The organism is Rheinheimera pacifica (assembly GCF_900108485.1).
Lineage (GTDB): Bacteria > Pseudomonadota > Gammaproteobacteria > Enterobacterales > Alteromonadaceae > Alishewanella > Alishewanella pacifica.
In genome coordinates this window covers 65604-79722 of the sequence record NZ_FNXF01000002.1, presented here as the reverse complement: position 1 = coordinate 79722, position 14119 = coordinate 65604, and the positions used below count along the sequence as shown (strand labels likewise).

The window sequence follows — 14119 nt, the reverse complement described above, 5'->3', positions numbered from 1 at the left end:
GGGTCACGCAAATGGATAATCACAACGATGCCGGCACCGAGCTACTTAATAAGGTGCGCCACTGCACCTTGTGTGCGGAGGTTTTGCCGCTGGCGCCGAAGCCCATTTTACAATGGCACCCGGCGGCACGCATTTTAATTGCCGGCCAGGCTCCCGGGCGAAAGGCGCATGATGCTGGCGTGCCATTTGCTGATGCAAGTGGCGAGCGTTTGCGACAGTGGCTGGGTTTAACGGCTGAGCAATTTTACAACCCGCAACTGGTGGCAATTTTGCCGATGGGTTTTTGTTTCCCCGGTACCGGCAAAAGTGGTGATTTACCGCCGCGGCCGGAATGTGCCGCCACTTGGCGCCAGGCACTGCTGCAGCCGTTAAAAAATCTGCAACTGACGATTGTGATAGGCCAGTATGCTCAGGCTTATCATTTACCGGCAGCCCAATCGTCGGTAACTCACACCGTGGCGTCCTGGCAGGATTACTGGCCAGACATCATACCGCTGCCACACCCCAGCCCGCGCAATAATATCTGGTTGAAACGCAACCCCTGGTTTACCGAGCAGCTGTTGCCAAAGCTGCAGGCCCGGGTTAAACAGGTTTTGTTACGGAAAATGGAATAGCCTTGCCAGGCTAATCGGCGTACTGTGCTTAGTAAGCAATAATAACATTATATTAATAAGCATAGTGACCTGAGGACGGACGGATGGATCTGAAAAGCGGCTACCCTTTCTGGGCCATCAAAAACGGCCTGATGTGTGTTTTTCCGCAACTGCAGGCCGATATTCATTGCGATGTCGTTGTAGTGGGTGGTGGTATCACCGGCTCACTAATCGCTGATGAGCTGGCAGCGCATGGTTTTGACACCGTTGTGGTAGAGCAGCGCGATATTGGCTGGGGCAGCTCTGCAGCAAGTACTGCTTTATTGCAGTATGAAATTGATACCCATATGGTCGATTTAGCCACAATGTATGGCGAAACTCAGGCCGTGCTGGCTTATAAGGCGTGCGCTACGGCAATTACAGATATCGGTAAACTGGCAAATGAGCTGGGCGATGTCGACTTCAGCCTGCAGCACAGCCTTTATTACGCCAGTAAACGCAGTGACAAAGCAGCAATACGCGAGGAATATCTGCTGCGCAAAAAGCATCAGTTTGCTATGCAGTGGCTCGATGCTACAGGTGTAAAAGAGCAATTTGGTATTAAAGCGCCGTGCGCTATTCTCAGCAAGCAGGCCGGTTGTATTGACCCATACCGGATGGCATCCCGGTTATTGCTGCGCCTGGCAGAACGTGGTGGCAGGGTGTTTGACCGCACGGTCATAGCCAGCATTAAGCCCACTGCAAACAAGGTTACGTTGCGCACTGCTGAAGGGCATCAGATCCACACTAAACACGTGGTAATGGCGGCAGGTTACGCTTCGCAAAAATGGCTGAAGCAGCCGGTGGCAAAAAATCGCAGCAGCTATGCATTTATAACCGATCCGATGGCGGCAGAAGATCTGGGGTGGCTAGCCTCCACCATGGCATGGGAATCGGCCCGGCCGTATCTGTATATGCGTACCACTGGTGATAACCGCTTGCTGGTGGGCGGCGATGACGACGATACCGACATACCGGCGCGCCGTGATAAACGAGTTGAAAGCAAAGCCAAAGGGCTGGTTAAAAAAGTAGAAAAGCTGCTGCCGCAGCTGACTTTGCGCCCGGCGTTTTCCTGGGGCGGCACCTTTGCCGAAACCGAAGATGGCCTGCCGTTTTTTGGTGAACACCCACAATGGGGCCCAAGGGTATTGTTTGCCATGGCGTATGGTGGCAATGGTATTAGTTACAGCATGATAGGGGCTGGTTTACTGCGTGCCACTATTGAAGGGCGTAGCCATCCACTGGCGCCATTATTTGGCTTTTCACGGCTAAGTTAGTTTTGCAGTAATAAAGTGGATTATCTGCAGTAAGCAGGCTTGCGCTGTTTGAAAATGTAAAGCCAGCACGCTGTTGCTGCTTTAGCTTACAGGAGGATCTGTATGTCAAAAGCGTCGTTACTGCTTGGGCTTGCCGATTTCATTTTAACGCTGCACTTTCTGTTTGTGTTACTCGTAGTATTGGGTTTGCTTGCTATTTACCTGGGGTATTTTCTCAATTGGCGTTGGGTTAGAAACCGCACCTTTCGCATCCTGCATTTAATCGCAATAGGTATAGTGGTGCTGCAGTCGTGGCTTGGGGTTATTTGCCCGTTAACCATTTGGGAAATGGCGTTGCGGCAAAAGGCCGGTGCAGCGACTTATGCCGGTTCCTTTATTCAACACTGGTTGCAAAGCTTGTTGTATTACACGGCGCCGGATTGGGTTTTTATGCTGTTGTATACCGGCTTTGCTGGGTTGGTAGCAGTGAGTTGGTTTTTAGTACCGCCGCAGGCCAGCCGGCGCGGCGGTTGACAGAACAGCTCTGCCAAAGCTGCAGTTTGGCGTATAAATAAAAAAGCCGGCGGGGCAGCCGGCTTATCAGGCGTATCTTAGTTAGCGGTCAGTTTCAGATTGGCGTATTCAATCATCGCTTCCGGTGTCTCCAGGCCAGGCATGGGTTCACCGGTCGCCAGTTTTTCAAATTGCAGTGGCTCGGCAAAGCTAAAGGTTAGCTTTAACTTTTCCGGTTTATTGACAAAGGTTGTCAGGCTATCTTTCATTGGCTGTGGCAGCGGTTCCAGCATCGAAATATTCAGCAGCGCCATGCCCTGTATGGTTTTCAGATCCGGTGCCTGGCCTTGCTCGGCCGCCATGGCCACAGCGCGCTCGATAAAACCTTTGTTTTCAATGACAACATTGCCATTGCTTAATGCGCCGCTAGCCAGTTTAGCCATTACCTGCTGTACATAGTCTTCGCTGACAGTCAGTGCTTGTTGTTGCTCTGGTGGCAGGGCACTGAATTCTTTGGCGTATTGCCAGAACTGCTGCATTTGCGCCAGTGTGAAGTCATAACTCAGGCTAAACTCGTCGTTAATACGGGTTTGCTGGCTAAATAACAGTTGGCCATTGGCCTGATACTCGTAACTGTAATCACCGTGCAGCGCCAGGCTTTGCACAAAGGCGCTGACATGGGGCGGCAGCAATTGCAGTGCGGCAGGAGCGGCTTTAATGCCGGTTATTTGCATGCTGGCTTTGTCGGCCAGGCTTTGTGGTTTAACACCTTTGGCAGTAATAAGGTCGATAGTGGCAATATTGCCCAGTTCTGCCATGGTTACTTCCAGGCCACTAATGCTATAGCTGGAGGTTAGTACGTTGGCCGATACATCTTTATAAGCCAATGAGAACTGCGGCATTTCGCCGTTATCGGCAAGGTCGCGGTAGCTTTGGTTTGCCTGTTCAATCTGCTGTTTAATGGCGTCTTCTGCCAGCATATTGGCATAATACAACCCGCCGCCTGCGGCTACAGCTACCACAACCAACGCTATCACTGACTTGTTCATACTAATCCTTTAAAAGTGTTTGTTAAAAAAACGGTAAAATGTTAACACAAGCCGGGCTGGCCGAACAGCAAAGCGGGCGGCTTTTTTATCGTTATGCCACCTATTTACGCTGTTGCCAAAGCCTGTTACTTTGGCCGCTGAAACAGCCCGGGGGCAGATATGGAAAGCTATTTTCACTGGTTTGATTTACTTGGCATTGCGGTATTTGCTATTTCCGGCACTTTAGCAGCATGGCGCAACCAGATGGACGGCTTTGGCGTGATAGTGCTGGCCAGTGTTACCGCTATTGGCGGCGGCACCTTGCGCGATGTTATTCTGGATACCCCGGTGATCTGGATTAACAATAACAGCTATTTTTACGCCATTTTTATTGCGGCTGTGGCCACCATTTTACTGGTACGCAACCGTTTAACCATTCCGCATAATACTCTGCAATTGTTTGATGCGCTGGGGCTGGCATTCTTCGTTATTATGGGTACGCAAAAGGCGCTGGATCACGGCACCTCAACCATGGTAGCAATATTGCTGGGCACTATGAGCGGGGTTTGCGGCGGGATGATCCGCGACGTGCTGTGCCGTGAGGTGCCCATGGTGTTTCGTGGCGAGCTATACGCCGTAACCTGTATTTTTGGCGGTGTGGTATACACCGGCTTGCTGGCACTGGGCGTGGCGCAACTACCCGCTATGCTCAGCGGTATGCTGGCGTTGTTGTTGCTGCGCTTAGCGGCAATGAAATGGCAATTAACGATACCGGTGTTCAGCAAGCACCATAACGAGCTGAACGAGCCTTAAGCCGGCGCCAGCTAAACAGTAGCCCCAGCAGCAATAACACCAGGCTAAACACGCCGGTGCACAATAACGCCAGCTGATACAGGGTGCCACCCACCGCAGCAAGATGCAGCGGGTAGAAACTATTACGCAGTCGATCGGCCAGCGCCAGTTCAGCTGCCGGCAGCGCGAACAACACACTGTTATCTGACGGGTTAATTTGCAGTACACCGCGGCCATTCGGGTGCCATTCGTCTGCGGCTTTGGCACGAAAGCTTATTGGGTCGCTGTCTTTTTGCCGCAGGCTTACCAGGCGCAGTGCCTGCACGGGCCAATGCTGCTGTGCGCTCTGTAAGGCTGCGGTCCAGTTGGTGGCATTAAGCGGCACCGGCGCGATACTGCGCAGCGGTTGTGCCGGCGGCGCAGAGGGCGGTATTAAGGTATGCAGTACGGTTTGGGTTTGTGTACTGAATACCATCATGGCGCCGGTGGCACTGGTTAACAGCAGTAACGGCAATAGCAGCAACGCCAGCACACTATGGTATTGGCGTAAGCTGCGCAGGCTGCTGTCAGGTTTTGGCAGGTTAAACAGGCGGCGGTTAAAGCGGCGCGGCCACCATTGCCACAGGCCGCTGAGTAATAGCAGCATGCTAAGCAGGCCAATAACACCGTTTGCGGTATGGCCGCTCTCACCAGAGAGCAAATGCAGATGAAAATCGTACAACCAATCCAGCCAGTCGCCATGTACGTCGCGGGTTAACAACAGCTGGTGCTGTTGATTGTAATAGTGCCGCTGGTTATCAAATGTAACGGCTTCCAGCCAGAGCGCATCGGCGGCGGGGAATTTCACATAACGAAATTGCGCATCCTGCTGCAATTGGTTTAGCAGCGGCCCCCAATGGCTGATATTCGCTACCGGCTGAATGTGCTGCAACTGCGGGTATTGCCAGCGCAGCAGCGGGTTTTTATACAGCAACACCGCGCCGCTAACGCTCAGCAATACCAGCCAGATGCCAAGCGCCCAGCTTAGGTAGCGATGCAGCCTTGAAGCGGTGAAGGCCATTCAGAATAAGCTCATTTAAAGTGAACCCATTTAAAAGCTATGGCTCCAGCTTAAGTTCAGCGTACGGCCGATACCGGCGAAGTAACGGGCATTGGCCGGTGTACTTTGCGCATAGTAGGTAAAGTACTGTTTGTCGGTCAGGTTTTCTATGCCCAATGTCCAGCGGCCGTAGGCTGTATCGTAATTGCTGCTGAGATCCAGCGTGGTGTAACCGTTAAACTGCTCAGCCGTGTTCAGCCTGTGGCTAAACAGAATATTGGCTTGTAAGCGGCTGCTCAGTGCCGGCAGCCACTGCTGTTGCCAGTACAGGTTTAACCGCTCCGGTGCGATATTCACGCCGCCCAGATCGGTGTCAACCTTGCCGTCGTTATCACTGTCGAACCGGCCATTAGTGCGGGCATAACTAAAGCCAAGCTGGCTGTCGCTGCTGAAATAGTACTGACCTTCGGCTTCAATACCGTCTATCTCGGTTTTCTCCCGCATTACGCTGTAAATGCCGTCGGCATCGGGTTCTAAGCGTGAGCCTAAGTCAGAGTCCGAGCGATAGGCGCTGGCACGCAGTTGCCAGTTGTCAAAGCTGAACTCCACCCCCAGCTCCAGGTTATCGGAAATCACCGGCTGCAATGTCAGAAAACTGTCTACTGACAAGCCCGGGGTGTTGATATCCCGCAGCACGCGGCCGACATCCGGCATGCTAAAGCCTTCGCTGTAGCTACCGTACAACCTTACATTAGGGTGAAATTGCCATACCACACCGGCATTGGTTAGCAGCTCGTTAAAGTCCGGTTCGCCGCCCTCAACAAAGGTACTGTTGTATGACGCCAGCGTAGTAAAATCAGCGACTTTTAGTTTGCCGTATTCATAACGGCCACCAACGCTGAACGTCCAGTCGGGCACGGCGCTGTAACGTAATTGGGCAAAGGGCGCGATATTGTTAAATTTCGCCTCTGGTACCCAGTTGCGGCCGGTCAGCGCCAGTTCCTGATAGGTTTTATCCTGCAACCAATCAACGCCGGTGCTTAGATCCAGCGCGCTTAATGCCAGGTTAGGCTTAAACCAGGTTAAACGGCTACCGTACTTGGTGGATTTATTCTGGGATTGGTCATACAGGTTTTCGCCGTAAGCCGGGTCCTGAAATGCCGCAAAGCGACCACCGCCATACAGCGCCGCAAAATCTTGTAAAAACAGCTGCCAGCTTAAACTGCCGCCCAACACCGCCTGGTTAGTGTAATCAAGCGAGGCCGTTGTTATCTTGTTTTGTGGGGCTTTGCCTTCGGTTTCGCCGCGTACCGAGGTAGCCGCTACTCCTTGTGCTACATTGCCCGGCACCTGCACATAGTCGCCGTTACCGCGCAGTTTATAATGGTTAACCATCAGCTGCAGTGTTTCCGTAGCGCTTAATTGCTGCCGGGTCTTAATAAACACATCAATGCTGCGCGAGTCCATCGTATCGCCCTGGGTACCGTCAACGCCAATCAGCTTACCATTGCCATCGCGGTACATACCGGTATTGCTGGCTGCTACGCCGGCCACCACAGCAAAACCCTGCTGCTGATAGCTGTGCAAATAACTGGCTTTATAGCTTTGGCTATCGCTGCCGCCGGCCGTAGGCGCAGTAAAACCGGCGCTAAGCTGATGGCGGTTGTCTGCGGCTGATTTGGTAATAATATTAATAATGCCGCCGCTGGCGCCCATACCCTGGATGGCATTAGCGCCGCGGATCACTTCAATGCGTTCTATCATTGCCGGATCGATGGTTTTGCCATCGCGTGAGCCGTTACGCAGCGGGTTAGACTGTGGCACGCCGTCAATCATATACAGCGGCTCGCGGCCACGCAGCGTTTCACCGGCCGAGGTCAGTTTTTGCCGGCTAGGCGAAAAACCGGGTAACAGGTTGCCCAAAATGGCCGAAATATCCTGGGTAAACGCCAGCTGGCTGGCAATTTGCTCTTGCGTGATCACGGTAATGGTGGCCGGCACTGTACTGACCGGCGCACTGCTGCGGGTAGCGCTCACCTGAATATGCTCTATAGCATCGTCGTTGGCCTGCAACAGTGGGCTGCATAATAACAATGCCAAAGCGAGGCGCGATGGGGTAAAGCGGGGCAGAGCAGACATAACCAACCTTATTAACACAAAATGCAATGAGAATGGTTCGCATTTATAATGCTGTTGTTAACAAAAGTCAAGCCAGCACTGCATAAGCCGGCTAACGGCACTTACGATAGCTGCGTTCCGGCCGGCCGATAGCGCCGTAGTGTTGATCGACCATCAGTTCTGCACTTTCCAGCAAATATTCCAGATAGCGCCGTGCGGTAGAGCGGCTAATGCCCAGTTGCTCGCCAATGCGCTGAGCTGTGTAGGCTTGCTCGGGCGTAGCATTGAACACCTGCCGTACTTTTTGTAGTGTCAGGCTGTCTACCCCTTTGGGCAGGCGGATACTAGTGTTGTCTTTCGGGTTGTCGGCCGGGTTTAAAAACAGCGCATCTACCATTGATTGTGTGACTTCACGCGCAGCAGATAAATGCTGCTGTTTTTCTTCAAACCGGCTTAATGCCTGGTCCAGCCGGGATAACATTATCGGCTTGACCAGAAAGTCGCAAACGCCCAGTTGCATGGCTTTTTCCAGCACCTGTACTTCTTTAGCGGCGGTTAATAACATAATTTCGCTGTTGGTATCGCGGGCCCGCAGTTCAGACAATAAAGTCAGGCCGCTGCCATCAGGCAGATACACATCCAGCAGGATCAGCGCCGGGTTGAGAGCCGACAGCACTGAGCGCGCCGTGGCCAGATCGCTGGCAATGCCCAGCACCTGATAACGCGGCGCATTGGCGCGCCTTTTGTCCGGCGACAGTAAGTATTGCGCCAGTAATTGTGCCACTTCTATTTCATCTTCCACTATAACAACGCTGTAGGTCATGCGTTTTGCCTGCCGTGTTTGGGAATAAACACACTGAGCCTGGCGCCGCCAAGATCAGACTTACCCACTTCCAGCGTGCCGTGGCAAGCGTCAAGGTGGGTTTTTACCAGATACATACCAATGCCGTGGCGGGCATCGCTTTTAGAGCTGTACTGTGGCGTAAAAATGGTGTCCAGATCGGCTGCCAGGCCAAAGCCGCTGTCTTCAACATCAAAAATCAGGTTAGTACCGACATCATCCAGCGTTACCCGTACCGCCGGCGCCCTAAAGCGCACTGCATTTTGCGCTGCTTCCAGGGCGTTGTCGATCAGGTTACCCAATATAGATACCAGTTCTGCCATGTCCTGGCGCTGGATGGAGGCTAGCTGGCTGTCGCTGCTAACTTCAAAGCGGATATTCATTTCACGGGCTTTATGGTGTTTACCCAGTAACAACCCGGCAATCAAAGGCTCGCTGATATGCTCGAGCAGGTTATGAATTTGTGCCTGAAAGCCCTGCGATTCCTGGCCAATCAGCTCTATGGCTTTATCGTAGGCGCCCATCTGGATTAATGCGCCCAGGGTGTTGAGTTTATTGGCGTAGTCGTGGGTTTGCACCCGCAGCAGCTCGGCAAATTCTTGCAACTTGGCCAGTTGCTGGCTTAGGTATTCCAGCTCATCCACCGGGCGCATGCTTAGTAGTACGCCGTCGGTTTGGCCCTGTACCTGCAATACCGAGCGGCCCATCACAATGCGTTTACCGGCAGCAAACAGCTCGAAACCGCGGATCGGCAGGTGTTGATCGGCCAGCAGATAAGCGCTGTGAGCGGGCAGGACTTCATGCAGGCTGAGTTTGCCGTTATGCCGTGCTGGCGCCAGTTCAAGAATTTCACAAGCGCGTTGGTTCAGCTTGCGGATACGGCCATCCGGGTCTACCGCGATAATGCCGGAGCGCACGGTATTTAAAATGGCTTCCTGCTCGGCAAATAACCGGCCGATTTCATCCGGCTGCAGGCCAAAAATAGCATGGCGTACACGGCGGCTGATCCAGATAGAGCTAAATATACTTAATGCCACCAGCAATAAGCCCAGTAGCAGTAACTGCAAGCCGTGGCTGTACAACAAAGGCCGGATAGATTGCTCTAAATAGCCTACCGACACCAAACCAATAATAGCGCCGCTGTCGCTTAGCACCGGCACCTTGCCGCGGATAGACAAACCTAAACTGCCGGTGGCTTCAGAAATATAACGCTCGCCGCTAAGCGCACGCTGGCTGTCATCGCCGACCATTGGCAGGCCAATTTTGCTGCTGTCCGGGTGCACCAGCCGCAGCTGGGCAGTATCGCCAATTACAATAAAGTCGGCGCCGGTATGCTGGCGCAATTGTTCTACAGTATTAAGCAGGTTGGCATCGGCCCGTTGTTGCAGCAAGGCGCGTTGCACATCGGGCCGGTTGGCCACGGCGTTGGCCAGTGTTAACGCCCGTTCACCGGTTTGCTGTTGCAGGTTTTCTGCCAGCAACGCATACACTATGCTGCCAAATACCAGCAATTGCAGCAGGCACAGGCCGGTAACCCAGAGAATTAACCTTGTTTCGAGCTTTTTAGGTCGTTTCATACTGTTCCTGCTGCATATTCGCACTTAGCTCAGAGAACCGGCTTACTCACGCTAACTTAGAGTAAGCCGGTTCTCTTTATCTTACTGTTTCAGCGCCGCTTTACGTAAGCGTAAAAAGCTTAGCAACGGCATAGCCAGTACCACGATAGCCAGCAGCATAATACCCAGTGTCAGTGGCTTATCCCAGAAGATACTCAGTGAGCCGTCTGATGTCATCATGGCGCGGCGAAAGTTACTTTCGATCATATCACCGAGGATAAACCCCAGCAGCAGCGGCGCCATCGGGAACGCCAGCAGGCGCAGCACCAAGGCAACCAGCGCAAAGCCAATCATCATAAACAGGTCAAAGGTATTAAACGACACCAGATAAACGCCAATCAGGCTGAAAAACAGGATCATCATAGTCAGGATAGCTTTGGGCATAATCAGCACCCGCGCCAGATATGGGATCAGCGGCAGGTTAAGAATAAGCAGCACTATATTACCCAAATACATACTGATAATTACCGCCCAGAATACATCGGGGTTGTCCTGCATCAGCATTGGCCCCGGCTGAATACCATAGGCAATTAAGGCACCCAGCATAATGGCCGTGGTGCCGGAGCCCGGAATACCCAGCGTGAGCAGTGGCACAAAAGATCCGGTACAGGCGGCGTTATTGGCCGACTCCGGCGCGGCCAGGCCACGCAATGCGCCTTTGCCGAATTTTTCCTGTAAGGCTTTGGGGGCCAGATTACGCTCGGCAGCATAAGCCATAAAGCTGGCAATAGTGGCACCGGCACCCGGCAGTACGCCGATAATAAAACCCAGTATTGATGAGCGGCCAACAGCCGGGCTGATTTCTTTTACTTCCGCTTTGCTTAAGCGGATAGAGCCAATTTGCATCGGTTGTTCGCTGTTGGCTTGTTTTACTTCCGGTTTCAGTACATTGCTCAGGGCTTCGGCCAGCGCAAAGGTCGACATGGCAATCAGTAAAAACGAGATGCCGTCCAGCAGGTCGGTATTGCCAAAAGTAAAGCGCTCGGTGCCGGAAGACGGGTCTATGCCGACGGTAGATAATGTCAGGCCGAACACTGTCATCATCATGGCTTTTAAAAAGGTACCTTTGTTAGAAAACGCTGCTATGGCGGTCAGGCCCAAACACATTAGCGCCACATAGTCGGCCGATTGAAAGCTTAGCGAGACTTTAGCCAGCGTGGGGGCGGCCAGCATCAGCAATAACGCACCGATAGTACCGCCGGTAAACGACGCCCAGGCAGCAATGGCCAGTGCTTTACCGGCCATGCCTTGTTTGGCCAGCGGATAGCCGTCAAACGATGACGCCACCGTGCCAGCTACGCCGGGTGCGTTAATTAAAATAGACGAGGTAGAGCCACCGAAAATAGCGCCGTAATAAACCCCTGCCATCAGTATCATGCCTGAGCTGGGGTCAATGCTGTAAGTAATGGGGATCATCAGTGCAATAGCGGTAATGGGCCCAAGGCCGGGCAGCATGCCGATAAAGGTACCGACAAAACAACCGGCAATAACGTATAGCAGATTCTGCCACTGCAGGGCGGTCGACAGACCCAGTAAAATGCCATCTAACATAAGTTAACTCCACAGTTCGCCGGGTACCAGATAGATCCCCAGCAACTTTGTCATAATCAGCCAGAACACCACGGCAACCGGCACCGAGGCCAGCAGCAACACGCGCCAGCGGCGTTCACCCATAATAAAAAAGCCGGCAGACAAAAACGCAGAGGTTGCCAGCAAAAAGCCGATAGGTTCCAGTAACGCGGTATAAACCCACATTAACAGCAGCAATATCGCGGTTTGGCCGATGCTTCTGCGGTTAATCTGTGGCCAGCCAGCGTCGCGGTTATGCTGGCGCTTAATAGCTTGTGCCAGCAGTGCCAGCAGGCTGAATATCAGCCCCAGCACGGCATAAACTTTGGGGATAGACGCCGAGTTAACGGCGTCCATTTCTTCAAACGGCAGCAACGGAATTTGCCAGGCAAACACTGCATAAGCGGTGAAAAATGCCAGGAAAATCAGTGCGCCTAACGTATCGCGATTTAACATTGCTGCCTCTGACGGTTAGTTACGGATAAAACCCAGGTCCAGCATGACCTGCTTAAGTTCCTGCTCTTGTTCGGCCAGTGCGGCAGCAAACTCCTCCGGCCCCTGATACAGGTTGAGCCAGCCGTTACGTGCGCGTACGGTTTCCCATTCAGGCGTTTGCAGCATTTTCTGTAGTGTGTCGTTATAGGCGGCTATTTGCTCTGGCGCAGTGCCGGGGGCGGCGAAAAAACCACGCCAGTTAGTAAAGCTCATGTCATAACCGAGCGACTGCAGCGTAGGGATCTCCGGGTAATCAGCCACCGGCTGCTCTGCCGTCATCGCCAGAATGCGCGCCTGGCCGCCGTTGGCCAGCTCCAGTGCTTCACTTAACCCGGTAGACAGCAGCTCTACTTCACCTGACAGCAAACCGGCTTTTGCCTGGCCGCCAGCGTCGTAAGGGATATAGCGCAGGTTGCGGCCGGGGATGCCGGCTGCTGCAATAGCCTGCGCTGCCACCAGATGATCCATACTGCCGCGCGCCGAGCCACCGGCAAACTTTAAACTGGACGGGTTAACTTTCAACTGCTCAATCACCTGCTGCCAGCTGGTTAGTGGCGAGTCGTTACGTACTACAAAGGCGCCGTAGTCGGCTATCAGGTTAGCTACCGGGGTTAAGTCGCGGTGGCTGAACGGAATGGCACCCGACAAAGCGCGGATCACGATCGGGGTAGAATTCACCATCAGAATGTCGTTTTTCTTGTTACCTATTTCAATCATATAGGCAATAGCGCGGCCACCGCCGCCGCCAGACATATTCTGAAATGAAGTACGGCTTTCCAGGCCTGATTTCATCAGTGCTTCACCTACACTACGTGCTGTGGTGTCCCAGCCGCCACCGGGGCCGCCGGGAATAATAATGTGCAGTTCGGCCAGTGCGCTGTGGCAAAAGCCCGCCAGTACCGCTGCAAGAACGGATTTTTTCAGTAAGCTGATCATCTTCATAATAAGGTTTCCTAGAATAAGTACTGTACGCGGGCGGCAAAGCCGGTGCCGCTGTCTTCTTCGCCGCTAAGCGCCTGCTGGCCTGCGCCAGACACGCTGCTGTGCATCAGGTTGGCCATAAATTTTACTTTCGGGTTGAGGTAATAAGCGCCGCCGAGGGTGTAAGTGGTGACATCGGTACCCTGACCCGCGTTGGCGGTGTCAAGCTGGCTGACACGGGCTACCAGCTCCCAGGCATTGCGGATGTCTTTCGGCTGGCCAAATACGGCAGAGCCAGCACTGTAAGGGCGTTGCTGCCCGCCCGGAAAAAAGCTGACACTGAGGTGATAACCGCTGTGATCGGTGCCATCAAGCAGGCTGCTGTTATCGAAGGTATTCAGTGTGCGTTGGGCGTATTCCGCTTCCACTGTCAGGCTGCGCAGCTGATAAGCCAGCTCCAATCCGGACTGGCGTAAACTGTCCAGCGCGACCACATCGCCACCGGCGGCATAATCAACCAGCCGTACTGCAGTTTCCCGCAGTTCGCCGCGGGCAACCCGTGCTGCCAGTTCATTGCCGCCCATATCGCGCTGCGAATGCCAGGCACCCAGGTGCCACACCTGATCGGCAGAGGTTTTCGACCAGGTTAAGCGGCCGGTGTAGGCCAGCGCTAACTTGCCGCTGTCATCTTCGCCGTCTGAGCCAAAAGCATCATTTTTATATACCCCCAACGCCCAGCGTAGGCCGTTGTCTTTATTGTACTGATACGCCGATGCGCCCCAGCGGAAGTAAGGTGAGAAGGTATCGGCCAGGCTGCTGCGTTCAATCAGGCTGATATTGTTGCTGCTGGTGAGGGCGTTAAGTGAGATATCTTCGCGCAATTTACCAAATTGCAGGCGCAGGCCATTGTCGAAACCGGAATAGCGCACCCGCGCCATAATAATTTCGGCGGTGCCTTCGGCAAATTCCAGCAGTAAGGTGTGGTCCCAGTTTTCAAATTCTGAATCTATCGCCGCCCGCACGCGGCGTGGAAATAAATCACTGCCGCTGCTGCCGTTTTCATTGGCGTTATAGGCGCCGTTAAACCAGTTGTAATCCAGCTGTACGCGGCCGCTGAAACTGATAGCAGGGGAGTCAGCCTGTTTTTGCAGTTCAGCTACCTGTTCGCTGAGTTTGGCAACCTGTGCCGCTAAATCTTGTTCGGTTTCAGTGGCGTACGACGGTGCCGCCAGGCACGACAATGCGAGCACCGGCAAAAGTGTATTATATGGTTTCATCTATCCAGCCCTGTTGATCATA

Annotated in this window: 13 protein-coding genes; 4 read left to right on the top strand and 9 right to left on the bottom strand. The window is 53.3% G+C overall.

Translation table 11 applies throughout. From position 1 onward, the window contains the following. Nucleotides 1-11 precede the first annotated feature (11 nt). The 3 genes from BLW68_RS02890 to BLW68_RS02880 all read left to right on the top strand — a co-directional run bounded on the left by BLW68_RS02890 (nucleotide 12) and on the right by BLW68_RS02880 (nucleotide 2422). Entirely contained in the window at nucleotides 12-614 is a 603-nt protein-coding gene (locus tag BLW68_RS02890; protein WP_092790042.1) for a uracil-DNA glycosylase family protein, read from the top strand. A gap of 83 nt (nucleotides 615-697) precedes the next feature. After that, a complete protein-coding gene (locus tag BLW68_RS02885) occupies nucleotides 698-1909 on the top strand; it encodes an NAD(P)/FAD-dependent oxidoreductase (RefSeq protein WP_092790040.1) in 1212 nt (403 codons plus the stop codon). A gap of 102 nt (nucleotides 1910-2011) precedes the next feature. Beyond that, nucleotides 2012-2422 carry a DUF2784 domain-containing protein gene (locus tag BLW68_RS02880; RefSeq protein WP_092790038.1) on the top strand — a complete coding sequence of 137 codons (411 nt, stop codon included), beginning with the start codon at nucleotides 2012-2014 and terminating at the stop codon, nucleotides 2420-2422. Between the two features lie 77 nt (nucleotides 2423-2499). On the opposite strand, the gene BLW68_RS02875 is transcribed toward BLW68_RS02880, so the two are convergent. Continuing rightward, complete coding sequence (locus BLW68_RS02875; protein WP_092790036.1) at nucleotides 2500-3450, bottom strand: hypothetical protein; 951 nt, start codon at nucleotides 3448-3450, stop codon at nucleotides 2500-2502. A gap of 159 nt (nucleotides 3451-3609) precedes the next feature. Between BLW68_RS02875 and BLW68_RS02870 the strand changes: the two genes are divergently transcribed. Beyond that, nucleotides 3610-4242, top strand: coding sequence for a trimeric intracellular cation channel family protein (locus BLW68_RS02870; RefSeq protein WP_092790034.1), 633 nt, complete (start codon nucleotides 3610-3612; stop codon nucleotides 4240-4242). On the opposite strand, the gene BLW68_RS02865 is transcribed toward BLW68_RS02870, so the two are convergent. From BLW68_RS02865 to BLW68_RS02830, 8 genes are all read right to left on the bottom strand, one after another. Then, the gene (locus tag BLW68_RS02865) at nucleotides 4208-5281 is read right to left on the bottom strand and encodes a PepSY-associated TM helix domain-containing protein (RefSeq protein ID WP_092790032.1); all 1074 of its coding nucleotides are present in this window, start codon (nucleotides 5279-5281) and stop codon (nucleotides 4208-4210) included. The genes BLW68_RS02870 and BLW68_RS02865 overlap by 35 nt on opposite strands. 30 nt (nucleotides 5282-5311) lie before the next feature. Then, a complete protein-coding gene (locus tag BLW68_RS21545; RefSeq protein ID WP_092790030.1) occupies nucleotides 5312-7399 on the bottom strand; it encodes a TonB-dependent receptor in 2088 nt (695 codons plus the stop codon). A 91-nt stretch (nucleotides 7400-7490) separates the two neighbouring features. Continuing rightward, nucleotides 7491-8201, bottom strand: coding sequence for a response regulator (locus BLW68_RS02855; RefSeq protein ID WP_092790028.1), 711 nt, complete (start codon nucleotides 8199-8201; stop codon nucleotides 7491-7493). Then, entirely contained in the window at nucleotides 8198-9796 is a 1599-nt protein-coding gene (locus tag BLW68_RS02850; RefSeq protein WP_092790026.1) for an ATP-binding protein, read from the bottom strand. The genes BLW68_RS02855 and BLW68_RS02850 overlap by 4 nt, the downstream gene beginning before the upstream one ends. 81 nt (nucleotides 9797-9877) lie before the next feature. Further along, nucleotides 9878-11386, bottom strand: a complete 1509-nt coding sequence (locus tag BLW68_RS02845) for a tripartite tricarboxylate transporter permease (RefSeq protein WP_092790024.1) — start codon at nucleotides 11384-11386, stop codon at nucleotides 9878-9880. A 3-nt stretch (nucleotides 11387-11389) separates the two neighbouring features. Beyond that, the gene (locus BLW68_RS02840) at nucleotides 11390-11860 is read right to left on the bottom strand and encodes a tripartite tricarboxylate transporter TctB family protein (RefSeq protein WP_092790022.1); all 471 of its coding nucleotides are present in this window, start codon (nucleotides 11858-11860) and stop codon (nucleotides 11390-11392) included. A gap of 15 nt (nucleotides 11861-11875) precedes the next feature. Continuing rightward, on the bottom strand, nucleotides 11876-12841 hold the full coding sequence (locus BLW68_RS02835) for a tripartite tricarboxylate transporter substrate binding protein (RefSeq protein WP_218141285.1): 966 nt from the start codon (nucleotides 12839-12841) through the stop codon (nucleotides 11876-11878). Between the two features lie 11 nt (nucleotides 12842-12852). Continuing rightward, nucleotides 12853-14097, bottom strand: a complete 1245-nt coding sequence (locus BLW68_RS02830; RefSeq protein WP_092790020.1) for an OprO/OprP family phosphate-selective porin — start codon at nucleotides 14095-14097, stop codon at nucleotides 12853-12855. Nucleotides 14098-14119 lie beyond the last annotated feature (22 nt).